This is a genomic window from Mesomycoplasma moatsii (genome assembly GCF_045276915.1).
Lineage (GTDB): Bacteria > Bacillota_I > Bacilli_A > Mycoplasmatales > Metamycoplasmataceae > UBA710.
Genome location: NZ_CP174166.1, coordinates 243,148 through 268,122, shown reverse-complemented (window position 1 = coordinate 268,122; position 24,975 = coordinate 243,148). Strand labels below are relative to the sequence as shown.

Here is a 24,975-nt window from a genome sequence, read left to right as displayed (position 1 = left end):
ATTAAGAATTAAACAATTTCATTTTTATTTTTTGCCCAATTTTTTTAATGTTGCACTATTTAAATTACTTATTAAATACGATCCCACAACGTTAAACGAAGTTCCTATGTTAAAAAGTTTAATACTATTTGTATCGTTGATTCCACCATCTATTTGAATGATGGTATTTAATTTTTCTTCATCAATAAATTTTTTTATTTCTTCTACTTTTTTAATTGAATTTTCAATGAATGTTTGTCCACCAAATCCTGGTTCAACAGACATAATCAATACTAAATCAAATAAATATAACAAATGTTGAATTTTTGAAAATGGGGTATTAGGTTTAATGGCAATACCAATTCAATTTTCGTGCGAGAATTCATTTATGAAATTAATAATTTCTTGTTCGTTATCAAAAGATTCAAAATGAATTGTTAAACAAGTAACATAGTTTGAAATTTTTCTTGCGTACTCAAAAGGATTTTTAACCATTAAATGAATATCGCTTAAATGTTTTTTACATTCTTTGTGATATGAAATTATTTCATCTATTTCTAAAGCTTTGTTTGGAACAAATTCACCATCCATTACATCATAATGAATCCATTTTATTCCTAATTCTATTAATCTATTAATAGTTTCTTTCCTTTGGTTTTTTTCAACATTTAAAATTGAAGGTGTAATTAACTTATCTAACATTAATCTTTAGCCTCCAATAGCATTTTGATGTAATTTTCATATCTTGATTTTAACAAAATATTATTTTGATAGTTTCTTTTAACTTCACAATCTATTTCTTTATAATGAATACAAGTAGAAAATTTACATTTTTTAGACCATTCTTTAAAATCAAAAAAAGAATGAGCAAGTTCTAATTTACTTAAATTAATTTCTAATGAACTAAATCCTGGAGTATCAATTATTCTTATATCTTGATCAAAAAAGATTTCTATCACCCTTGTAGTGTGTTTACCACGGCCTAATGATTTAGAAATTTCATTTGTCTTTTCGTTCTTATTTAATAAGTTATTTAACGTAGAAGTTTTTCCAACACCTGTCTGACCTGTAAAAACTGTTAATTTATTTTTAAAATTATCTTTAATTTTGTTTCAATCAAAATCTTTATCTTTGTTATTAATCAATAAACAATTAAAATTTTGTGATAAATAATCATAATAAGGTTTGTTATTTCCTAAATCAGATTTTGTAAAAATAATTAAAGTACTAATATTTTGTGATTCAATAATTGCTAAAAATCGGTCTAACAATAAAGAAGAAAATTTTGGTTCACTTAAAGAAACAATAATTGCAACCAAATCAATATTTGCAACTTTTGGTCTTATTAAAAAATTTTTTCTTTCTTTAACTTTTGTTAACAGTAAATCATTTTTAAATTCAACATAATCACCAACAATTGGAATTAAATTATTATCTCTTAACGTTCCACTTGCTCTAAGTCGATAAATTTTATTTTTTGACACTACATCAAAAAAACCAGATATTATTTTGATTACTTGACCTTGTTTTATCATTTGAATATATTATAATTTTAATCGCTTTAGAGTATATTTATATTTGTATATTTTTAAAATAAGGAAATAGTATGAAAAAATTTATTGTTGTTGGATCAGGGATAACAGGTTCTGTTATTGCGAGAAATTTGGCAGATGCTGGTTTTTTGGTTTCTGTTTATGAAAAGAGAAATCATATTGGTGGAAATATGTATGATTATGAAAAAGATGGAATATTAATTCATAAATATGGACCTCATATTTTTCATACTTCAAAAGAAAATGTTTATGAATATATGTCTAAATTTTGAAAATTAAATAATTTTAAAAATATTGTTGAAGGATATGTTGATAATAAATTAGTTCCTATTCCTTTTAATTTTAAATCAATTGATATTTGTTTTGAAGAAAAGGCGGAGGAAATAAAAAATAAATTGCTAAATTTATATCCTAATCAAGACACAGTAACAATTCTAGAATTAAGAAAAAACAATGACCCTTTAATTAAAAAAGTAGCAGAGTTTGTCTACAAAAATTTGTTTTTAAACTATACAACAAAAATGTGAAATTTAAAACCTGATGAAATTGATGATTCAGTAACAGCAAGAATTCCTGTTGTTTTATCTTATAGAAATACTTATTTCAAGGATAAATATGAAGGTTTACCTGAAGAGGGGTATACAAAAACTTTTGAAAAAATATTAGATCACAAAAATATAGAAGTAAAACTAAATACTGATGTGACTAAATTAATCAAATTTAAAAATAATAAAATTTTTATTGATGATGAAAATGAAACACTAATCTATACAGGTCCATTAGATAAATTATTTAACGATAAATTTGGTTCTTTAGATTACCGTTCATTACACTTTGAATTTGATACTCTATCTCAAGAACACTTTCAAAAAACAGCTGTTGTTAATTATCCAGCAGATCCTAAAATGACAAGAATTACAGAATATAAAAATATGACTTTTCAATCAGATAAAACAAAAACGATTATCAGTAAAGAATTTCCTGGAACATATAATGAAAAAAGTGATAAATGGAATGAACCTTATTATCCTTTAGCAACAGAACAAGCAAGAACAAAATATCAACAATATTTTAATTATGCAAAACAATTTGATAATTTATTTATTTGTGGAAGAATGGGATTATATAGATATATAAATATGGATCAAGCAATAGATGAAGCTTTAACAAAATCGAAAGAGATTTTAGAATATGCAAGAAAAAAATAAAATTTTTTTTTCGATAATAATTCCAATGTACAATGGCGAAAATTACATTGATAATTCAATGCATTCTATTATTAATATGATGACTATTGAAGAAAAAATTTTGGATTTAGTAGAAATCATAATTATTAATGATGGTTCTAAAGATCGCGGATCAGAAAAAGCAAAAGAATGAGCGAAAAAATGAAACGAAAAAATTAGAAAAGACTTTATTAAAGTAATTGATAAAGAAAATGGTCAATACGGATCAGTTATTAACCGCGCTATTAAAGAAGCTAAAGGTAAATATTTTAAAGTTTTAGATGTGGATGATATTTTTGATACTAAGTGTTTTATTGAAATTGTTCAAATAATAGTTGGTTTTCAAATAGATATTGATATAGTAATCACAGATTTTGTTTTTGATAAAGTTTTGCATAATAAGAAAATTACTTATAAATGAAACAAATATTTTAAACCTTACAAAATTTTAAAGACAGAAGATTTAAATTATCCAAATTCAATTATTACGATGCATTCAATAATTTATCGAACTCAATTTTTAAGAGATATTAATTTTAAACAAATTGAAGGAATTTATTATTCTGATTCTCACTACGCAACAATTCCGTTTTCGCAAGCTAAAAAACTTTATTATATTGACATTCCTTTATATAGATATCATATTGGGCGTAAGGATCAATCAATTAATATTGGTTCGATGGTAAAAAATAGAATTCATCAAGAAAAAGTAAAAGATATTGTAATTAAAGAGTTATTTGAAATAGAAATAAATTCATTGAAACAAAAAAAGTATGCTTGGAAAATAGCGAAAAATATGCTTGAATGGCAATCAATGATTATTTCACACGATAAATCAATTAATAATAGAAATAAAGTTATTTACAATAATTTAAATGACTTATTACAATATTGCAAAAATAAAAACGATTTATTTGCTTACAAAATTATTAAAAAAGGAATGTTGTCAAGAATAATCAAATTAACAAGAGGTCATGGAATTGTTTCAATAATTAGAATTGGCGAAAAATTATATGCAAGATTTAAATTAAATGTTATGGCTGATTGAGAATAATTAAAATAATTTTAATTGATCTGTACTTGCAAGTTTACTAGTGATTCCTAATTTTTCCATTTTTTCCAAAACAGTTTTATTAATTTGCGTTCTTTTTGCGAGATCAATTTTAGAAGTAAATTCCTTTTCTTTTCTAGCTTCAATAATAGATCTTGCCGCAGTTTCTCCAAGCCCATCCAAAACAATAAAAGGAGGAATTAAAGATTTGTTTTCATAATCTATTTGTCATTCAGTTGCTTTAGATTTATATAAATCAATATTAGAAATTGTAATTCCACGAGCTAGCATTTCGTTAATTATTTCAAATATTGGAATTAGTTCCTCTTCTTTTTGACTTAATTTTTCGTCTGAATATTGTTTTCTTTCTAATTCTTTTAATTTTCTTTCAACATATACTTTAGATTCTAAAGCACTTTCAATATCAAAAACATCTGATCTAACTGTAAAAAATGTTGCATAATACTCCATTGGATAATAAATTTTAAATCACGCTATTCTTCATGCCATCATAACATATGCAGTTGCATGAGCTTTAGGAAACATGTATTTAATTTTGTTAAGAGAATCAATATATCATTTTTCAATACCTTTATTTTTTAGAATATCTTCATCTTCTTTGGTTAATCCCTTTCCTTTTCTTACTTTTTCCATTATTTGGAATGAGATTGAAGGTTCTATTCCTTTTTTCATTAAATAAACCATAATGTCATCACGACAAGAAATAACTTCGTTCAAAGTTTTTCCTTGTTTTACTAATTCTTCTGCATTACCGCTCCATACATCTGTTCCATGAGATAAACCTGAAATATTAATTAGATCATTAAAAGATGTTGGTTTAGCTACTTTTAACATTTTTCTAACAAACTTAGTTCCAAATTCAGGTATACCTAAAACACCGGTTTGTTCATCATTTATATCTTCTGGTTTTACACCTAAAGGTTCTGTTGAAGAAAAAAGTTTCATTACTTTTTCATCAGAAAACGAAATATCTTTCATTTTAACATTAGTTAATTCCTGAAGCTGTTTAATAGCAGTAGGATCATCGTGTCCAAGTAAATCAAGTTTTAAAACATTATCATGAATTGCATGGAAATCAAAGTGTGTTGTTTGTCAAGAACTAGAAACATCATTTGCAGGATAATTTACTGAAGTAAAGTCTTCAACATCAAATTCTTTAGGAATAATGATAATTCCACCGGGATGTTGTCCTGTTGTTCTTTTAGAACCTTCAATTTTTTTTGCTAAATAACTTACAAAATGATTTGATCTATTTAAATTATTTTCTTCAAAATATTTTTTAACGAAACCAAAAGCTGTTTTTGTTGCAACTGTTGATATAGTTCCGGCTCTAAATGTGTGATGTTCACCAAAAAGATTTCTTACTTCTTGATGGATAATTGGTTGATAATCACCCGAAAAATTTAAATCAATATCAGGAACTTTATCACCATCAAAACCTAGAAATGTTTCAAAAGGTATGGTTTGGCCATTTTGCTTTAATTTAATATTGCATTGAGGACAATTTTTTGATGGTAAATCAAAACCAGAAGTTGTTTTTGCATTATCAACAAACTCAACATATTTACATTGTTCACAGATATAATGAGGAATTAAAGGATTAACTTCGGTTATTCCGCTTAAAGTGGCCACAATTGAAGAACCAACAGAACCACGAGAACCAACTAAGTAACCATCATTCATAGATTTAGCAACTAATTTTTGACTAATTCAATAAACGACACTAAAACCATATTTATTTATTGGTTCTAATTCTCTTTTGATTCTATCTTCAACAATTTTAGGTAAATTATCTCCATAAATTTTATGAGCGTTTTTATAAACTAAATCAACTAATTTCGTTTCTGAATCGTCAAATTTAGGTGGATATAATTTTGATTTAATAACCTCTAAATTATCTTCAATCATTGAATTTAAAAAATTTGTATTTTTTACTACAATTTCATATGCTAAATCACTTGAATTTAGAAATTCAAATTGATCCAGCATTTCTTGAGTAGTTAAAAGTTTTTGAATTGGATATTTTGGTTGTATTTCATTATATTTAAAAAGTGAATGTCTTCTTCCTTCTAATCCTTTAGTATTGATATATATTGCATGAGCCAAAACATCTTCATCTGTTAAGTAACGAACATCACCAATTGCAATAATAATCTTATTTTTATTTTTTGCTCTATGAATTAAATCTTTTAACATCGATTTTAATTCTTCATTTGTAAAACTCTCTCGAGCAACAAGATGTGAAAATAAATGAGGTGAAGGAATTCCTATAAAATCTCATTTATCAATTTCTTTTTCTAATTCTTTTGTTGTTCCTGTTTGAACTAATTCTATCAATCGTGAACTAATTGAAGCAGGACCAATTAATAAATCTTCTAAATTTTCACTCATCAAATCTTCTTCAAATAATTTTGGTCCGTTATAAAAATTTGTAGTTAGTGATCGAGAAACTAATTCAAACAATTTTTTTAAACCTTTTTGATTTTTAGCATAAATTGCTAAATCATATCCATGTTTTTTATCATTCAATCATTTTGCATCTATTTTTTCAATATCATTGAATGTCTTAACGTTTTTAGTTTCTAGTAAGTTAATCATATTTGTTCAAGTTTGTTGTAATACTTTTGCATCATAATCAGCTCTATGAGCAACTGAAGGATCATAAAAAATATTCATTTTTCTAGAAACTATTTCTAATCTATAAGAGTGAGAATATGGAAGTAAAAATTTTGCAACATTTAAAGTATCAATAATTTGATTTTCTAATCTGCCTAAATTATACTGTCGCATTTTTTCTTTAATATAACCAATGTCAAACAAAGCATTGTGAGCAACAATTGTTGATTTATCAAAAATTTTTAATATTTCTAAAATAGCATCTTTTTGGTTATCAAATTTAGATTGCTCATCTAACATTTTTTGACTAATACCTGTAAGTTCAGTGGTAAATTTAGAAATTGGTTTTGAAGGTTTAACAAAAAACTGAAACGTTTTAATTGCAATATCATTTTCAACAATGATAGCTCCAAATTCAATAATTTCTCCAGTTCTTGGATTTAATGATGTTGTTTCAAGATCAAAAACTACATATCTTTCTTTTCTAATTTCTTTATCTTTTTTTGTATTTCAAATTAAATTGTGTTCTTTAGAAATAACACTAAATGTTGATCCATAAATTGGTTTTATACCAATTTTCTTAGCATTATTGAAAATTTCTGGAAAAGCTTGAATATTTTGAAAATCAACTATTCCAATAGCTTCATGTCCCATTTCTTTTGCATATTTAAGCATATTAGTAGCACTTATAAAACCGTCCATAGCTGACATTGAAGTACGCGCTGAAAATTCAACCCTTTTTTCTTTAGCTTCATCTTTTGTAGTTAAAGGATTTTTAATTTCATCAACTTGAAGTATTTGTAAAAAAAATGAAGAAGAATTATATTCTTGTTTTTTTTCGCCCAAAACAGAAATATATATATCGTTTTTAATTCAATCAAATTTGTCTTCTTCATTTTCACGAACAAAATATTTAGCAACAATTGCTTCTTTTTGATCCGTTATAAAAATTGAGACAATTTTTAAATTTGTTTTTGTAATTATTTTTTCAATGTTAAAAACTTTTCCTTCAATTAAAACAAATTGTTCATGGGTCAAATAAAATTCTTCGGTTGAAATTTTAAAAAATTTTCTATCTTTTCTGTTAAACGAATTGTAATTTTTATTAGTATTACTAATATTTTTTACTTCTTTTTTTTGTTCTAGCATTTTTTTTAATTCTTCTTGATTAACATTATTTTGTTTTTCAATTGCTTGATCAAATAAAATTTCACTATTATTAATAATAGAAATTTTTAAATCATTTATATTAAAGAATGAAATTATTTGATTAATATCGATTAAATTTTTGAATTCATTATATTGAAAAAAAGTATCAAAATTAATAACTACATTATTAGAATTTATATCAAAACTAAAATTATTAATATTTAAATAATTATTTATGTCTTTATTGAATAAGAAAGAAAAACCCACATCAAATAAATCAAAAATTCTTTGTAATGAATAGTTTTTATTAGCAAAAGAAATAATAAATTGTGTTTTTGAAGGCTGAAAAAATATTAAAGATTTATTTAAAAAATAAATCAACTGCTCTTTTGATGGTATCGAAAAAAATGTAACATTAAATTCAGTAAATGTTTCTTTATCTTTTTCTATCAAACTAACATTATTTATTAAAGAACCTTCTAAATTTGGTGTTATTGTAAAGTTAATTTGTTCACAGAACTTACTAAATGCATCTTTCATAATCAAATAATTTTATGGTAATTAAAACTACATCTTTAAATTTCCAAAGGTTCTTGGATAAGGAATTGAATCTCGTATATTATCTATTCCTGTTACATACATTACTAGTCTTTCAAATCCTAATCCAAATCCCGATGAACCTGCATCTCCAAATCTTCTTAAATCTAAATATCATTGCATTTCTTCAATTGAAATATTATAATAACTCATTCTTGATTTTAGTTTTTCAATATCCACTTCACGTTGAGAACCACCAATTAATTCACCAACACCAGGAACCAATAAATCAAATGCAGCAACTGATTTACCATCATTATTTAAATACATATAAAATGCTTTAAATTCTTTTGGATAATTAATTATTGCTACTGGTCCTTGGAATACTTCGTCAGCTAAATATTTTTCATGTTCAGTTGCTAAATCTAAACCATATTCAATATTTTTTTCAACAAATTTTTCTTTTACTTTTTTTAACATCTCAATTGCTTGAGAATATTCAAGAATTTGCAATTTTTTGTTTAAAAATGTTTCTAAATTTTTTATTAATCTTCCTTCTTGTCTTTCATCTAAAAATTTAAATTCTTCTGGATGTTTTTCTAATGTTTTTTTAATAACATATTTAAGCATGCGATCAGATAAGTGAATAATATCGTTAAGTTCATAAAAAGCAACTTCAGGTTCTATCATTCAAAATTCAGCAGCATGTCTTTTGGTATTTGATTTTTCTGCTCTAAATGTTGGACCAAAAGTATAAATTTTAGTAAAACCTGTTGCATATGATTCACCATGTAGTTGTCCCGTAACTGCTAAAGTTGCTTTTTTAGAGAAAAAAAGTTCTTTATTTTCATCATCTACAATAAATCCTTCGCCTGCGCCCTCACCATCATTAGAGGTTATGATAGGTGTATGAAGATACATAAACCCTTCAGAATCAAAAAAATTGTGAATTTCTTTAGCCAATGTTGAACGAATTAGCATAATTGCCCTAAAGATATTTGTTCGATGTCTAATGTGAGGAATTTCTCTTAAAGTTTCTAAATTAATTTCTTGTTTTTGAATTGGGAAAGAATCATCAGTAGGAGAAATATTGTTTGCCTCAATAGCTTCAATTTCACATGATTGTTTAGCATTTGGAGTTAACTTAAATATTCCTCTAATATTTAAAGCAGAACCTATTTTTCATTTTTCAATCTCTTCTAAATCAAATTTTTCTTGATTAAAAACAATTTGAATATTTAAAATGGTTGAACCATCATTTAAACTGATGAATCTTATTTTGTTATTACCTCGATTTGAAGTAATTCAACCTTTTAATTCAATTTCTTTTTGATCTTGATATGAATTAATAATTTCTTTAATACTTTTGTCCATTTTGCAACTCCTAGTTAATACATTATAAAAGATATAAAAAAAACTATAAAGATATTCCATTTTTTAAACTCAAAAACACCTTAGAGTTGTCTGATATTTATTTAATTTTCAAAATAATACTATCATTCTTGAATAGTTTGTAGAGATTTGATTTGGTTCACATCTTCTTTTAAAATATTTAAATCTTTTTCAAGAACATCTAATCTAGAATAAACATTTTTAAAACTAGAATCAATAATTTTGCTAAATTTTGAATCTATTTTTCTAAACTTTTCAATGTTGTTTGAATAGACGCGCAATAATCCTATAAATTGTTATAAGAAAATCAAAAATTAATTAATTAGACTCACAAAAACTAATTTAGTTTTTCCATAAATTTTTTCTTTTTGAATCATTAAGCCTTTTGGTGTAATTACTTTTTTATCATAATTTGTTTCTATAATAATTTGCCCATATTTTTTTAATAATTGATTTTTAAATATTAGTTCCATAGCTTGAAATAATATATCTAATTTATATGGAGGATCTAGATAAATAAAGTCAAATTTTATATTTTTGCTCTCTTCTAAGTAAGTCATCGAATCTTTATTAATTATGTCCAAATTATTTGCTATTAATTTTTCTTTATTTCTTTGAATAACATCAAAAGCTATTTTTGATTTTTCTATGGCAATTGCTTTCATTGCTCCTCTTGAAATAGCTTCTAAACAAAAAGCGCCTGATCCTGCAAAACAATCTAGAACAATAGAACCTTCGATTTCATTTTGAATAATATTGAATAATGATTCTCTTACTCGATCTAATGTTGGTCTTGTGATTTCTAATGGAGGTTGTTCTAAAACTCTTGATCTAAATTTACCTGCAATTATTCTTAACATATATGATTTATTATAAGTTTACTTATTGAATTTTAATAAAAAAGCACAAATAAGTACTTTAAATTTATAATTTACTATTCTTTGATATTTCTTTTTTTAACAATTTCATCAGCAATATTTTTTGGAGCTTTTTCATAATGATCAAATTGCATTTGATATGTACCACGACCTGAAGTCATTGTTCTTAAATCTGTTGAATAACCAAACATTTCTGAAAGTGGGATATCCGCTTTGATAACAGATGCACCATCTTTTCTAGTTTCATTTGTTTTGATTTGTCCTCTACGTCTAGAAATATCTCCCATAATATCTCCAAAATATTCTTCAGGAACAATAACAGAAACGTCCATAATTGGTTCTAATAATGCAAATCCTAATTGTTCTTTACCAGCTGTAAGTGCTTTAGAAGCAGCTATTTTATACGCTAATTCAGATGAATCGACATCATGATATGATCCATCGAATAATGTCGCTTTAATATCAATAACAGGGTAACCAGCTAAAACACCCATTTGCATTTTTTCTTCTAAACCTTTTTGAATTGATTTGATATATTCTTTTGGAATTTTTCCACCAACAATTTTGTCAATAAATTCAAATCCTTGGTCTTTATTTGGTTCAAATTTAATTCAAACATGACCATACTGACCTTTACCACCTGATTGTTTAATGTGTTTTCCTTCAATATCAGCTGTTTTAGTAATTGTTTCACGATAAGCAACTTGAGGTGCTCCAACAGTTGCATCAACACCAAATTCTCTTTTTAAACGATCTACAATAATTTCTAAGTGTAATTCACCCATTCCAGAAATAATTGTTTGCCCAGTTTCTTCGTCAGTATATGTTCTAAATGTAGGATCTTCAGCTGCTAATTTTTGTAATCCTAAAGAAAGTTTTTCTGTTGCTGCTTTTGAAGCTGGTTCTAAAGCTTGAGAAATAACTGGTTCTGGAAATTGCATTTTTTCAAGAACAAATTTAGGTGATTTTTCTCCAACTAAAGTATCACCTGTTGTTGTTGCTTTTAATCCAACAGCAGCTGCAATATCACCTGCTCTAACTTCATCGATTTCTTCCCTTTGATTTGCATGCATTTCAAGAATACGCCCTATTCTTTCTTTTTCACCTTTTGTTGAGTTATAAACATAAGAACCTTTTTCTAAAACACCAGCATAAACCCTAAAAAATGTTAAAGAACCAACAAATGGATCGTTCATAATTTTAAAAGCTAAAGCTGCAAAATCATGATCATCTGTTGAAGGAACTTCAAATGTTTTATCATCTAAATGCGCAGGAATAGGTGGAACATCAATTGGCGAAGGCAAGTAATCAACAACTGCATCAATCATTGCTTTAACACCTTTATTTTTAAAAGCTGTTCCACAAACTGCTGGGAAAAATTCAGAAGTTAATGTAGCTTTTCTAATCGCTTTTTTCAAACGATCAGCAGGGATATCCATGTTTCCTTCTAAAATTTGTTCCATTAATTCTTCATCAAAATCAGCAACTGCTTCGATTAATTCATGTCTTTTAGCTTTTGCTAATTCTTCTAAATGAGCAGGAATAGGAATTTCTTTTCCATTTTCTTCTGGTTGTCCATCAAATTCTCATGCTGTCATTTCTACTAAATCAATATGTCCTGTATAATGATTTTCTGACCCAATGTTTCATTGGATTGGAACACAATTACCACCTAATAATTTTCTAACTGAAATAACTGCTTTTTCAAAATCAGCACCTGCTTTATCCATTTTGTTAACAAAAACAATTCTTGGTACACGATAATTTGTTGCTTGTCTTCAAACTGTTTCTGTTTGCGGTTCAACTCCTGATTGAGCATCTAAAACTGCAACTGCACCATCTAAAACTCTTAATGAACGTTCAACTTCAACTGTAAAATCAACGTGACCTGGAGTATCAATAATATTAATTCTTTTACCTTTTCAAAAAGCTGAAGTAGCAGCTGAAGTAATTGTTATTCCTCTTTCTTTTTCTTGAGCCATGAAATCCATTTGAGATCCACCATCATGTGTTTCTCCAATTTTATGAATCTTTTTTGTGTGCAACAAAATTCGCTCAGTTGTTGTTGTTTTTCCAGCATCAATATGAGCCATAATTCCAATGTTACGATAATCTTCTAACTTATATTTTCTCGCCATAATAACCACAACCTATCATCTAAAGTGAGCAAATGCTTTATTTGCTTCTGCCATTTTATGTGTGTCTTCTTTTTTCTTAACAGCTCCACCTGTTCCTTTTGAAGCATCAATTATTTCATTAGCTAATTTAACATCCATTGTTTTTTCAGTTCTAATTCTTGCATAGTTAATTATTCATCTTAAAGCAAGTGTTTGTTTTCTTCTAGCTGAAACTTCTGAAGGAACTTGATAGTTTGTTCCACCAATTCTTCTTGTTCTTACTTCAAGTAATGGAGTAACATTTTCAACTGCTTTTTGAAAAACAACTAAGGGATCTTCGCCTGTTTTTTCTTTTACAAGATCAAAAGCAGAATATAAAATTCTTTCTGCTGTTGATTTTTTACCATCAAGCATAATTGTATTAATTAACTTGGTTACAATTTTTGAATTAAAAATTGGATCAGATAAAACTTCTCTTATAGGGGCTTTTCTTTTTCTTGACATAAACTACTCCTTGTATTTAATTAAGCTTTTTTAGGTTTTTTGGCACCATATCTTGATCTAGCTTGTTTTCTATTATTAACACCAGCTAAATCTTGTGTTCCACGAACTATTGTATATCTAACCCCAGGAAGATCTTTTACTCTACCTCCTCTAATTAAAACAACAGAGTGTTCTTGTAAATTATGACCTTCTCCAGGAATATAAGCTGTTACTTCCATTCCATTTGATAATTTAACCCTTGCATATTTACGTAAAGCAGAGTTAGGTTTTTTAGGTGTCATAGTGGCAACCCTTGTACATACCCCTCTTTTAAAAGGTGATGGTTTACTTGTATATTTTTTATGTAGTGAATTAAAGTGAACAGATAAAGCGGGTGCATTTTGTTTACGAATTTTATCTTGTCTACTTTGATTAACTAACTGGTTAATTGTAGGCATTTTTTTCCTTTCATTTTGCTCAATACATTTTTGTGATATTAATTATAACAACTTAACCTAGTGTATCATAAAATATTTTTTTGTTTTTTAGTGTTAAGAAGAGTTACAGAAAAGTATTTATTATTGAATAATTCTTATTTCTGTACATATAAAAGAAATTTTGAAATTTATTTTGAATCATTAGAATTAGATTGTATTTTTTCATCCATATTACTTAAGCTTGATAATTCTTGGTACTTATTAGTCACTTTTATTGAAAAAACAAGCAATCCAATTCCTTGAATTAAAAGTAATGAAAGAATACCTCATAATATTTTCTTATCATTTAATTCTTTGTCTTTTCAATCATAAGCTAACACTTTAATATTTCCAATAAAGTTTAATATCAAATAAACAATTGCTCCAATAATTGTGATCCAAATAAAAAATGAAACAATTGCATTAATTTTAATTCTTTGAGCTTGTTTATATAATTCTTGATATTCTTCTAAAATATCCTGATTTTGGTTTGATGATTTAGTTAGAAAAATAATATTGATAATAATAGGAAAAAATAGTGCCAATACTAAAGTTATTGCAGATAGAATCATTGCAAATACTATTCACCCAATTCAAGGAACATTTTCTCCTTGATTTGATTCTCCTATAAATGAATAAAAAGAACTAGGAATAATGTAACTAGATAATAAAATCAAGAAAGTTAATATAAATTGAAATAAAAAATATAAATAAAAAACTATTCGATAAACTTTTTGTTTATTTTTAAATAGGAAAACAAGAGCAACAATGTTTATTATAAAAACAAATCCTGTATAAATTGCAATAAATCAATTAGTAATAACAAATCAGTCACTAAAGCCACTAAAATCACTAACAAAAAGTCCAGAAGGAAAAAGAACTATCATAACTATTGAACAAATCAAAACAGGAATTGATAATATTCACATTAAAATATAATTATGTTTATTGTTCTTTAATAATTCTTTAAATGTAGTTGGTTTCATTATAAAACTCCTTTTGTATATTAAATTTCATTTTAATATTTTTTAAGTTGCATTTAATTAATTTTAATTCCACCATTTACAGTGCAATTTTCAGGAAAAGCATTAGATTTGTATTTACAATTTGGTGGTAATTTAACTTCAGTTAATTCGGTATCAGCAAAAGCTCGTTCTGCTATATAAATTACCGAATCAGGGATGGTGATTTGGGTTAGAGAAGATCCGGCAAAGACAGAACTACCTATAGAAGTTATTGAATCTGGGATAGTAACTTTAGTTAATTTGGTATTAAAAAAAGCTTCTGAATTTATTTCAGTTACTGAGTTAGGGATGGTGATTTGGGTTAGAGAGGTAAAAGAAAAAGCCGAAAAACCTATATAAGTTACTGATTTAGGGATGGTGATTTGAGTCAGTTGATTGTTGTAACTAAAAGCATCTGTTTCTATTCTTGTTACCGAATCAGGAATATCAATATTTGTTAATTTATTATTGTCAAATCCAGATAAAACTTTTACTGAGTTAGGGATGGTGATTTGAGTCAATTCATTATTTGAAAAAGCATAAGTATCTATATAATTTATTGAATTTGGTAATGTTACTTTTTGTAACTTTGGTCTCCCATTATCTTCTTGCTTAGATCATTTAAATGCACTATTACCAATGCATTTTACCTTAATTTTTTTCCATAATAAGGACTTGAAGTAACACTATTATTTTCTAAATATTCAGGAATTTCTAATTCTGTTGCATTACCATCATAATCTAAAATTTCTCCTGCACCATTAAATAATATTCGATAATTTTTATCATACATTTTTACATTTGATAAATCTTCTCCTTTTTTAGAACAAGAAACAATTAGTGGAGTAATTGCAAATGGAATTATTGAAGTTCCTACAATACTCAAAATTTTTAAACTACTATTTTTTTTCATCTTTAAATCCCTACCTTGATTGCTTTATTTTTAATAATTTCATATAAATAATTAGTTGCGTCTTTAAATGTTGCAAAATAATAATGTTTGAATATTATTAAGTTTCTTTTTTACCACCTTCCACCACACAACTTTCAGGGAAAGAAAAAGAAGAATATTCACAAGTAGATGGTAATGTTACATTTTTAATACTAGTGTTTTCAAAAGCTCCAACTGATATTTTTGTTACTGAATTTGGAATAACTATTTGAGTAAGAAGTAGATTATTATAAAAAGCATAAGGATAAATTTCGATTAAAGAATTAGATAATTTCACATAATTTAATTTATTAGAATTAAAGGCATTCGATTTAATTTCAGTAACAGAATCTGGAATTTCTATTGATGTTAATTCATTATTCCGAAAAGCTTCATCATAAATGCAAATTATTGAATTTGGTAATGTTACTTTTTGTAATTTTGGTCTTCCACTATCTTCTTGATCGGATCATTTAAATGCACTATCACCAACGTATTTTACTTTAATTCTTTTTCCATAATAAGGACTTGATGTAACACTATTATTTTCTAAATATTCAGGAATCTCTAATTCTGTTGCATTACCATCATAATCTAAAATTTCTCCTGCACCATTAAATAATATTCGATAATTTTTATCATACATTTTTACATTTGATAAATCTTCTCCTTTTTTAGAACAAGAAACAATTAGTGGAGTAATTGCAAATGGAATTATTGAAGTTCCTACAATACTCAAAATTTTTAAACTACTATTTTTTTTCATCTTTAAATCCCTACCTTGATTGCTTTATTTTTAATAATTTCATATAAATAATTAGTTGCGTCTTTAAATGTTGCAAAATAATAATGTTTATTTTCTCATGTTAGATCAAATACAAAATTAGTTTCATTTTTAATTAATGTAAATGTGCCATCATCATTTTCATAATAAAAATAATCTTGTGCTTTTTCAATAATTAGCGTTCTTAAAACATTATCTAAAATGTTATTTTCTAAATCATAAATTGCATCAGAAGTTGTTGATAAGACAAAATCATCATCCAACTTAACTCCTGGATTCATTACTTCTCCAGCAATGTTATATAAAATTACAATTTTTGATGGTTTAATGTTATTTGCTCTATTTTTTGCTGTATCTAAATCATTTTTATTAAAAATCAATTTGTTTTTTATATCATCAATTGATTCATTAAAACTATTTTCTAGTCCTAAATAATTTGCATAATACATTTGTTCAAATTGACCATTACTATTTTTTGAATTTTCAACATTAGGTCTTAAAACTAAAAAATTATTAGGATCAACAAGATGCTTGGCGATTAATGAACCTTGAATATTAGTAATATTATTCTTGTTAATATAATTTTCTAAATTCTCATTATAAGCATCCATTGCATATCAAATTCCATTTTGATATTGTCTTGGTTGTTTTAAATTATCATCTCTTAAAATTGGTTTATATTCTTTGATATCTGATGGAATAATAAATTTATTTGTATTTTCATTAATTTTAACGATATTTTTATCTGTATCAAATAAATTAGTATTGTCAATATGATTTGAAATGTTTGTTATAAAGTTATTTAATATTCCTTTGTCAATTATATTTTCAAAATCAAAAAGAGATTGAACTATATAATTATCGCTATCAAATTTTAAGTTATCATTTAATAAAGAAAATTTAAAAATTGGATAATTGTTATAAGCTAAAACTAAATTGTTATTATCATTTATTATATATTCATTTATTTTGTTTTGAATATTAAAAGAAAAATTATTGTTTTTATCGTTTGGCATGTCACATAATAATTTATCAATATTAGTTTCATAAGGAACAATATCATTGTTGTTCTTATTAGGTTCCCTTTTTCTTGTGCCTAAAAAGTTAGAAAAAACATATTTAACAATATTTTTTAGATTGTTTGTATATATTGTGTCATTATTATCATTTATTTCTATCTTTAATAATTCTTCATCTAAAACAATTTCTAAAAATTCATCAATAGAAGAAAATATTGAATTATTATTAAACTTTTCATTGTATTTGTTTACTATTTTCTTTTTAATTTTATTGATGATGGTTATTTTATTTTTTTTAATAATATCTAAAATATTTTTAAAATTCAATTTGAATGTTGAATCATTTTGCAATTCTAATTTAAAATAAACACTACCTCCTTCTCCATCACCAAAAATTGTTATATCATCACCAGGAGCTCATCCAGCATTTTTACCATGATAATCTAGTGTAATTTTATATTTCGAATTATTTGATAGTTCTAATTTAATCTCTGCTTCTTGAGCAACTCAATTAAGCATATGTCTTGTGGTTCAAATTCTAGATTCTCATTTCGAAATATTTTCATCTTTGTTTTCAAAAAGTTTTCTACTTGTGAAACCATTAATCAAAGCAACATCTTGTAAACTTATATTTTCAAAAATAAGCGATTTTTTATTATCTCCTCCAATTTTTATATTAGGAGATGATGTATCATCTTCTTTTTTATTTTTATTTATATTTTCTAGAATAAATTGATAAGCATATTCTTGTGAACCATCTAAAGATATTTTAAAATTGAACTTTAAACCATTAAATATTTCTTCTTTGACATCACTATCTGTCTTAATCACTTCCATAATTGCATCAGATAAAATTGATTCAAAATCTTTTTCATTTTCATAAAGCAATAAAGATAAATCATCTCTTTGATATTGCTTATCATCTTCTGATCTAAAAATTTCAAATCCAAAGCCTTTATGACCATAACCTATTAGAGCATTTTTAACACCGATTTCCAAAAATTTATTAATGTCTTTTTTATTAAAAGGATTAATTGAAATTTTATTTCCTTCATTATCCTCAATCACATAGTAAAGAACTTTATCAACTTTAATATTTTCTTTATTAGCATTAACTGCATCATATTCAGTTGAATGCATTTTGCCCTTATTATCCAAATAAAAATATCTAACTAATCCTTGATTTATAAATGATTTTTTAGCTTTTTGAAAATCTATTTCATAATCGCCAAATGAATTTATATATGCAGGTCTAATTTTTGATTGATCATATTTTCTTAATTGATTAATATCAATTCTTTTTGATTCTTGATCAAAAATTGCTTCTTTTATATCACCATAATAAATGCTTTGATTAATTGGTTGTGATTCATAAAGAGTTTCATTAACAATTTCATCAATTGAATCATAATATTTATTGTTATATAAATATTTATAATTTTGAGATGTTGAATCTTTGCTACTTAAAGAAATGTTACTTTTATTAGTAAATGTTATTGCTAATGGTGTAACTGCAGAAGCAATAATAATTGGTGTTAATATTCCTGATGTTATTAAAGATATTTTTTTAATATTTCTTTTAGCCATTTTTTATCTCCATATTAGCTATTAAGTAGCTTTCAAACTCTTCTTTAGAATTGAAAATTTTCTCTTTATATTCATAATTATTAATAATATTTTCTTGTTCATAAACTGTAAATTCCATATTTGATGATAATCAATTTAATGCTTTAGAATGATCAATAAAATATTTTGAATATCCCGTTGGTAATGTTGCTTTATAAATATTGTAATTAATAATATTTGTTTCCATTTCACTAAATTTATTATTAACATTTATATCATGCTCTAAAACAACCTTTGAATCAACATCAAATTGTTCATAAAATTGAGATTTAATATTTTTCATAACAACATCATTACTTATATCTGATAAACCTTCAACATTTGGATTAAATATTATATATTTTTTGTTTGAACTATTATATTTAGTTCCTTCAATTGATCAACTATATGAAGGCAATTCATATGCATTCATCATTTCAAACTCTTCTTTTGAAGCAAAATCTTTGGGTTTTCCATTTTCTAATATTGGAATTTGAGCTATTTTTACTGTTCTTATATCTCTTAATATTTGATAAACAATTTCGTCAAAATTTTCTCCTGGAGATATAGTAATTCCACTTCCTTCAAAAATAAAATTTTCTTTATGATATATTCATTCATCTTTTGGTTTATTCAATTCCAAATAGATTTCTTTATAGATGTATTGAATAAGATTTTGTGGTTCAAAAGTTGTAATTGATTTTGAATGCAATGAAAGAATATCTTCGTATGAACCAATATTATTAAAAGTTTTTGCACTAACTGGATTTGATTTTGCATTTTCAAATGAATATATAGTTGATATACTATCATTTATATTATATTGTCCATTTATAATTAAATCTAATTGTTGTCTTTTTAAAATATTTAAATCGCTATATTTTTTACCATTAAAGTAATATTGTTCCTCATTGTTGGGTTCAACAACTTTTATTGGATCATTTAGTTTCATGTCTTTTATAGTAGTTTGCTCTAATGGCAACATTCCTCAAAACATTGTTTTTTTCATTCCACCATTTCATATAAATTTAGTATCATCATTTTCAAAAATATATGAAAAGTATTCAGTTTTTGGAACTAATCCATCAATTACAAGATCCATAACTTCTAAGGCAATATTTACATAAATAAATGCTGCTGAAGCAATTTTAAGTGTACTAAATGCTTGTTTAAAAACTTTATTGATTTTTGACAAATCTTTTATTTCATCTATTATTGAAAAAGTTGTTTTTATTACATTAATTCCTAATTCAGTGTATTTACTAAATTCTTTGTATCCATCAAAACATTTACTAAATTCTTTTATTATGTTTTCGTACATAGATAAAGCATATGCATTATTATCTATTTCTTTCATTATTGATTGAGTATCATTAAAAACAGCAAAATTATTCATGAAATTTTCGTCATTAAAACGATTAACAATATTTGTTAATTCATTCGATAACATCTCATTATTTAATAAATTTTTTCTAAATGATTCCAATAAATTATTAATTTCTAAAATGGAACTATCAGAAATATTTTTTGTTGACTTAAATAATTTTCAAACAAAATTAATCAATACAAAATTTTTAAATGATATTTTTTCTTTTGTTATATATTCAGGGCGCTCAGGATAATCTTGATGATTTTTAGCTTCTTCATTAATTGCATTCATTTTCAAAACAATTGAAGATGGTAAATTTTTATAAATTGTTTGATTAATTTTTGAAACTAAAAATGGATCACTATTTTCAAAACTATAAAGAGTATTTTCGTATATTGCTCTAGTAACATTTGATCCCATTTTAGCTCCGTATGTAAATGAAAAACTTAATTCTAGAATAAATTCTTTATTTTTTTCATATGTACTAGATGAAATCTTATTTTTAACTCTATCGTGAAACTCATCAGGATTATCACTTGAAAATAAATTGTATAAATATTCATAAACTGATTTATTTTCATCTAAAAACACATTCTCTTTATAAGATTTAGTTGAATCTATTATTCTTTTGAACTTTTCATAATCAAATTTAATAGCACCACCATTTGCAAATGAATTTATTTGTGCAAAATTAATCACATTTAAACAAACGATAAATTGAGGTCAATTTGTTGATATTTGATCGATATAACTTTTCAATGTTGAATTTAGATCATGATTATTGTTGTTAAAAGCTAATATCTTTTCAAATGATAATTTATCTCCTATTCTTTTTGAAACTAAAACTGTATCATCAAATATCAAATTAACATATCTATCTATTGTTTTAGCAATTGTATTAAAAGTTTCCTTTGTTAATTTAATCATTTTTTCAGGAGCTTTATTTAAAATCAATCTATTAATTAATCATTTGTGTGAAATGATTATTCCATTGAACAAATTAAATCTTTTTCCTGATTGGAGTACTCTATACATGTTTTTATATTCTTCAAAAAGTGAAGAGTTAAAATTTTTAAGTTCATTAAAATATCTTTCAAGAACATTATTGATACTTCTAATATTAATTGGTAAATCATCAAATGACTTTTCTTCCTCTGGCATTAAAATGTTACTCAAAAAAGAAGCTAGAAGATTAGTATCTTTTTCTTCTAAAATTATGGGATCATTTTTAGTTATTTTCTTTCATTGTTTATGGTCATACATAAGTTCTATATCTTTTGTTGATGAAGCATAATAAGGACCAAATAAGGTGTTTTTATCTTCTTCATTCAAATCAACTACATAAGAACCATATCCTCTATTTGAATATAATCTAGTATAATCAGGATTATCAAAGATATTTACTAAATTATGTGAATTTTGAATATCATTTTTATCATATAAATTATAGTTACCATCTATATCTTTAATTTTTAAGTACTTATTTAAATTTGAACTAACAAATGAAGCAAATGTTTTTTTAGCATCAATTATTTTTTCTTGATTTACAGAATCTGTATCTCCATTAGCAAAAAGATACTTAGAATTTATTGAATTAGAAATACTTCCATTAGACGAAATAATTCCAATTCCTTTTTCTAAAGTTTGATAACCAGGATTATTAGGATCTTGACCATAAAATTCATTTTCTAAATATAGTTGTAGTTGTTCTTTATTTCTAAAAAACATTTCATTAAAATAATAAGCATCATGCACTGATAAATAACTATTTTTAGCATCTTCAATTGTTTTATGTATTGAATTATCTTTACCTTTATATATTGTTGCTTTATTGATTATTTCACCATTATTAAAATGTAATTTAGAAAATGCTTGTGATGTAAGCTCTCCATTTTCACCAATATATTTTGAATTACTTAAATTGTAAGAAGAATAAGCGACAGAATTTGCTATTTTTGTTTCTAAAAATTCTCTTAGTGTTTTTGAATCATTAAAATATAGAATATTTTTACCATCTTTTATAGATCATTTATTTCTATCTGTTGTAGAAAAACTACTGGTTAAGTATTTAGATTGCATACGTTTTGATAAATCTTCAAAATTATTAAAAGTTTCATTATCAAAAACATAAATTCTTTTTAAAACATTATTAACTTGAGAAAAAGATATATATGATACTGTTGCAATAGATACAGTTCCAATACCAAGTATTGATAGTGCAGTAATGAATCCTTTTTTAATTTGTTTTTTAGCCATAATTAACTCCTTTTACATTTCGATATTTTTATAATTCATTTTGTTAAATTTATGTCATGACAATCAGCCAACACCAATTACCACAAATATTATAGTTGTTATCAAAATATTAGAATGATTTAAATATGTATTACTGTATTTCGTTAAATATAATGAATATTGGTAAGGATTAAAATAATTATTATTTAATTTAAATTGATAAATGTTTGGGAATATTTCTTTCAATTTTGCTAAAAAATTTAAAGTATTTTCGTATGTTAAAGTATTATCTAATACAAAATTAATTCAAGACATTTTGTCAATAATTTTTGATGATAATTTTTGTAATTGATCTATTGATGTTGAAATATATGAATTATTCGAATCTAAATAAAAAGGTTTATCATCATTGAATTTTATTAATTTATTTTTAATAAAATTTAATTCATTTTTATTAATAGGTTCATTGTAATTTATTGTTAGAGCAGAAGGGTATATTTTATTTATATCTCCAAAATATTTAATAATTTCAACATTATCTCTTGTTATTTCAGAAGTTCAAATAAAAAACATTAAATTTCATAAATTTTCATTAAATTGAGATCTAATTTTTGTTTCTAAATTAGGAGTTTTTAATTTTAATATTTCATAATATTTTCAATAATAATATAACTCGTTCTGTTCTTCAAAAATTCCGATTAAAGATTTTAAAGTATTAATTTCTTTTTGATTTAAATTTAATATATTTCAATTTTCATTTTGACTAATCTTATCTAAGATAGATTTAACTAAAAGATCATCTTTTAAATTAATATAATTTATAGATTTAATTTTATTAATAATCAAATCTTCATAGTAATTGTTCTGTAAATCAAAAGGATTAATATCATTAGGCCTTAAAACCAATAAATTATTAGTATTAATATTTATAACATTTGAGTTAGTGAAACTATTTTTAACTAAAGAAAAATTATGATTTATATTATAATCATCACTTGAAATTGAAAATAAATTTTTTTCCAATGATGAATATAAAGAGCCAATTCATTCACCAGGAATAAAGTAATCATAAACATTATCCTTGTTTATTTCTTTAAATATATTTTTATTTTTTGATTCATTTGAATTGTAGTTTATTTTTAAAACAATATATGATTTTATTTCATTATTTTCATTAAAATATGTTAATTTTTCAAACGAATTATAAGAGGATGTATTATATTGAATTATTTCTTTTGTATTATTAAAACTTCTTGTAAAAATGGGTAAAGCAGATATTGAAAATATCATAAGTAGAGAAATTAAAGCAAATCAAATTCTTTTAAAAACTATAGAAAATAAAATGAACAATGATATTACAAAAATAGAGAAAAAAGGATTAATAAAAACTAAAGAAATAAAATAAAAAGTAACTCAATTAATATTTAAATTTAAAGAAAAAATTAAAATTGTTGTAATAATAAATTGAATAAAACTTGCAACTGTTACGAATAAAAAAATAATTAAAAATCTCGAACAAAAAATATGAAATTTTTTAAATGGCTTAGAAACCAAAAAAATATCGACACTAGAATATTTGGGTTCGGTAAAAAGTTTTAATATAGACATGAATAAAAAAGTAACCATAAATGTAATATTAATGATTATTATTAAGAACGAATAATTTAATATGTTAATTTTATTAATTGAAGAAAAAACAATAATTGATATAGGTAACGAAAAAATATAAAATGAAAATGTTACTCAAAAAGAAATGCTTCTTTTTAAAAGATAAAAACAAAAAACCAAATTTTTATATATAGGTTTTTTATCGCTCATCATTCTGTTAATAATATTTTTCATTATCTATCACCTAAAATATGTTCGTTATATTTTTTAATCAATTCTTGACCTTTTACTTTACCTGATCAAATAATTTTTCCTTTTTTGATAAATGTTACAGAATCAACATATTTTTTTATTTCTTCTAGAATATGGGAAGAAATCATGATAGTTATTCCTTCTTTATTCATTCTTTCTAACTCAGAAAATAAAAAAAATCTTGATGTAGGATCTAAAAAAGATGCCGGTTCATCAAGAATAATAAATTTTGATTTTTCCAAAACAGCTAAAATTAATAAAACTTTCTTTATTTGACCAGATGATAATTTATTAGGGTTTCTATTTACTATTTCTTCAATTTCAAATTTTTTTAACAAATTGTTTAGTTCAACTTTTAAACCTTCCTTATCATTTCTGACCAGTAATGCTGTATTATATATGTATTCTCAAGTATTGATTCCGCCCGGGAAAACTATTTTATCAGGAACATAACTAAATGATTTTCTGGCTTCTATATTTTCTTTTACGTTTAAACCATTAATAATAACATTACCATCATAATCATTATTTAATCCAGCAATTATTTTTATTGTTGTTGATTTACCTGCACCATTTTCACCAATAAAAGCATGAAAACTACCTTTTTTAATAGAAAAATTAAGATCTTCTAAAACATAATTTTTATCTTTCTTTTTATATTTCATATAAAGATTCTCAATTTTTAATATG

19 protein-coding genes are annotated in these 24,975 nt (G+C 24.4%); 2 read left to right on the top strand and 17 right to left on the bottom strand.

Translation table 4 applies throughout. From position 1 onward, the window contains the following. Positions 1-24: 24 nt before the first annotated feature. Positions 25-681, bottom strand: a complete 657-nt coding sequence (locus ACJA28_RS01295; RefSeq protein ID WP_022935296.1) for a ribulose-phosphate 3-epimerase — start codon at positions 679-681, stop codon at positions 25-27. Further along, positions 681-1,514, bottom strand: a complete 834-nt coding sequence (gene rsgA / locus ACJA28_RS01290; protein ID WP_022935295.1) for a ribosome small subunit-dependent GTPase A — start codon at positions 1,512-1,514, stop codon at positions 681-683. Before rsgA ends, ACJA28_RS01295 begins: the two co-directional genes overlap by 1 nt. 71 nt (positions 1,515-1,585) lie before the next feature. Between rsgA and glf the strand changes: the two genes are divergently transcribed. Continuing rightward, a complete protein-coding gene (glf, locus tag ACJA28_RS01285) occupies positions 1,586-2,740 on the top strand; it encodes a UDP-galactopyranose mutase (RefSeq protein WP_022935294.1) in 1,155 nt (384 codons plus the stop codon). After that, positions 2,724-3,812: a glycosyltransferase gene (locus ACJA28_RS01280; protein ID WP_022935293.1), complete on the top strand. Its 1,089-nt coding sequence runs from the start codon at positions 2,724-2,726 to the stop codon at positions 3,810-3,812. Before glf ends, ACJA28_RS01280 begins: the two co-directional genes overlap by 17 nt. Here ACJA28_RS01280 and ACJA28_RS01275 read toward each other — a convergent pair whose 3' ends face one another. The 15 genes from ACJA28_RS01275 to ACJA28_RS01205 all read right to left on the bottom strand — a co-directional run bounded on the left by ACJA28_RS01275 (position 3,813) and on the right by ACJA28_RS01205 (position 24,950). Beyond that, on the bottom strand, positions 3,813-8,135 hold the full coding sequence (locus ACJA28_RS01275) for a PolC-type DNA polymerase III (RefSeq protein WP_022935292.1): 4,323 nt from the start codon (positions 8,133-8,135) through the stop codon (positions 3,813-3,815). It lies immediately after the preceding gene. A 27-nt stretch (positions 8,136-8,162) separates the two neighbouring features. Then, positions 8,163-9,506 carry an asparagine--tRNA ligase gene (gene asnS, locus ACJA28_RS01270; protein WP_022935291.1) on the bottom strand — a complete coding sequence of 448 codons (1,344 nt, stop codon included), beginning with the start codon at positions 9,504-9,506 and terminating at the stop codon, positions 8,163-8,165. A gap of 119 nt (positions 9,507-9,625) precedes the next feature. After that, positions 9,626-9,805 carry a hypothetical protein gene (locus ACJA28_RS01265; RefSeq protein WP_022935290.1) on the bottom strand — a complete coding sequence of 60 codons (180 nt, stop codon included), beginning with the start codon at positions 9,803-9,805 and terminating at the stop codon, positions 9,626-9,628. 33 nt (positions 9,806-9,838) lie between these two features. After that, positions 9,839-10,384: a 16S rRNA (guanine(966)-N(2))-methyltransferase RsmD gene (rsmD, locus tag ACJA28_RS01260; RefSeq protein ID WP_022935289.1), complete on the bottom strand. Its 546-nt coding sequence runs from the start codon at positions 10,382-10,384 to the stop codon at positions 9,839-9,841. A 74-nt stretch (positions 10,385-10,458) separates the two neighbouring features. Continuing rightward, a complete protein-coding gene (fusA, locus tag ACJA28_RS01255; RefSeq protein ID WP_027121703.1) occupies positions 10,459-12,540 on the bottom strand; it encodes an elongation factor G in 2,082 nt (693 codons plus the stop codon). A gap of 12 nt (positions 12,541-12,552) precedes the next feature. Next, entirely contained in the window at positions 12,553-13,023 is a 471-nt protein-coding gene (gene rpsG / locus ACJA28_RS01250; protein WP_022935287.1) for a 30S ribosomal protein S7, read from the bottom strand. Positions 13,024-13,043: 20 nt separating this feature from the next. Next, entirely contained in the window at positions 13,044-13,460 is a 417-nt protein-coding gene (gene rpsL, locus ACJA28_RS01245) for a 30S ribosomal protein S12 (RefSeq protein WP_022935286.1), read from the bottom strand. Positions 13,461-13,627: 167 nt separating this feature from the next. Then, positions 13,628-14,464 carry a hypothetical protein gene (locus tag ACJA28_RS01240; RefSeq protein ID WP_022935285.1) on the bottom strand — a complete coding sequence of 279 codons (837 nt, stop codon included), beginning with the start codon at positions 14,462-14,464 and terminating at the stop codon, positions 13,628-13,630. Positions 14,465-14,517: 53 nt separating this feature from the next. Beyond that, positions 14,518-15,069, bottom strand: coding sequence for a leucine-rich repeat protein (locus ACJA28_RS01235; RefSeq protein WP_406602229.1), 552 nt, complete (start codon positions 15,067-15,069; stop codon positions 14,518-14,520). Between the two features lie 59 nt (positions 15,070-15,128). Next, positions 15,129-15,395 (bottom strand): hypothetical protein, encoded by a 267-nt coding sequence (locus ACJA28_RS01230; protein ID WP_022935283.1) that lies wholly within the window; start codon positions 15,393-15,395, stop codon positions 15,129-15,131. A gap of 97 nt (positions 15,396-15,492) precedes the next feature. Next, on the bottom strand, positions 15,493-16,179 hold the full coding sequence (locus ACJA28_RS01225; protein ID WP_406602220.1) for a leucine-rich repeat domain-containing protein: 687 nt from the start codon (positions 16,177-16,179) through the stop codon (positions 15,493-15,495). 2 nt (positions 16,180-16,181) lie between these two features. Beyond that, positions 16,182-18,803 carry a hypothetical protein gene (locus ACJA28_RS01220; RefSeq protein WP_022935634.1) on the bottom strand — a complete coding sequence of 874 codons (2,622 nt, stop codon included), beginning with the start codon at positions 18,801-18,803 and terminating at the stop codon, positions 16,182-16,184. Continuing rightward, on the bottom strand, positions 18,796-22,446 hold the full coding sequence (locus tag ACJA28_RS01215; RefSeq protein WP_022935635.1) for a hypothetical protein: 3,651 nt from the start codon (positions 22,444-22,446) through the stop codon (positions 18,796-18,798). Before ACJA28_RS01215 ends, ACJA28_RS01220 begins: the two co-directional genes overlap by 8 nt. A gap of 12 nt (positions 22,447-22,458) precedes the next feature. Continuing rightward, positions 22,459-24,267: an ABC transporter permease gene (locus ACJA28_RS01210; RefSeq protein ID WP_022935636.1), complete on the bottom strand. Its 1,809-nt coding sequence runs from the start codon at positions 24,265-24,267 to the stop codon at positions 22,459-22,461. Continuing rightward, on the bottom strand, positions 24,267-24,950 hold the full coding sequence (locus ACJA28_RS01205; RefSeq protein ID WP_051122442.1) for an ABC transporter ATP-binding protein: 684 nt from the start codon (positions 24,948-24,950) through the stop codon (positions 24,267-24,269). The genes ACJA28_RS01210 and ACJA28_RS01205 overlap by 1 nt, the downstream gene beginning before the upstream one ends. Positions 24,951-24,975 lie beyond the last annotated feature (25 nt).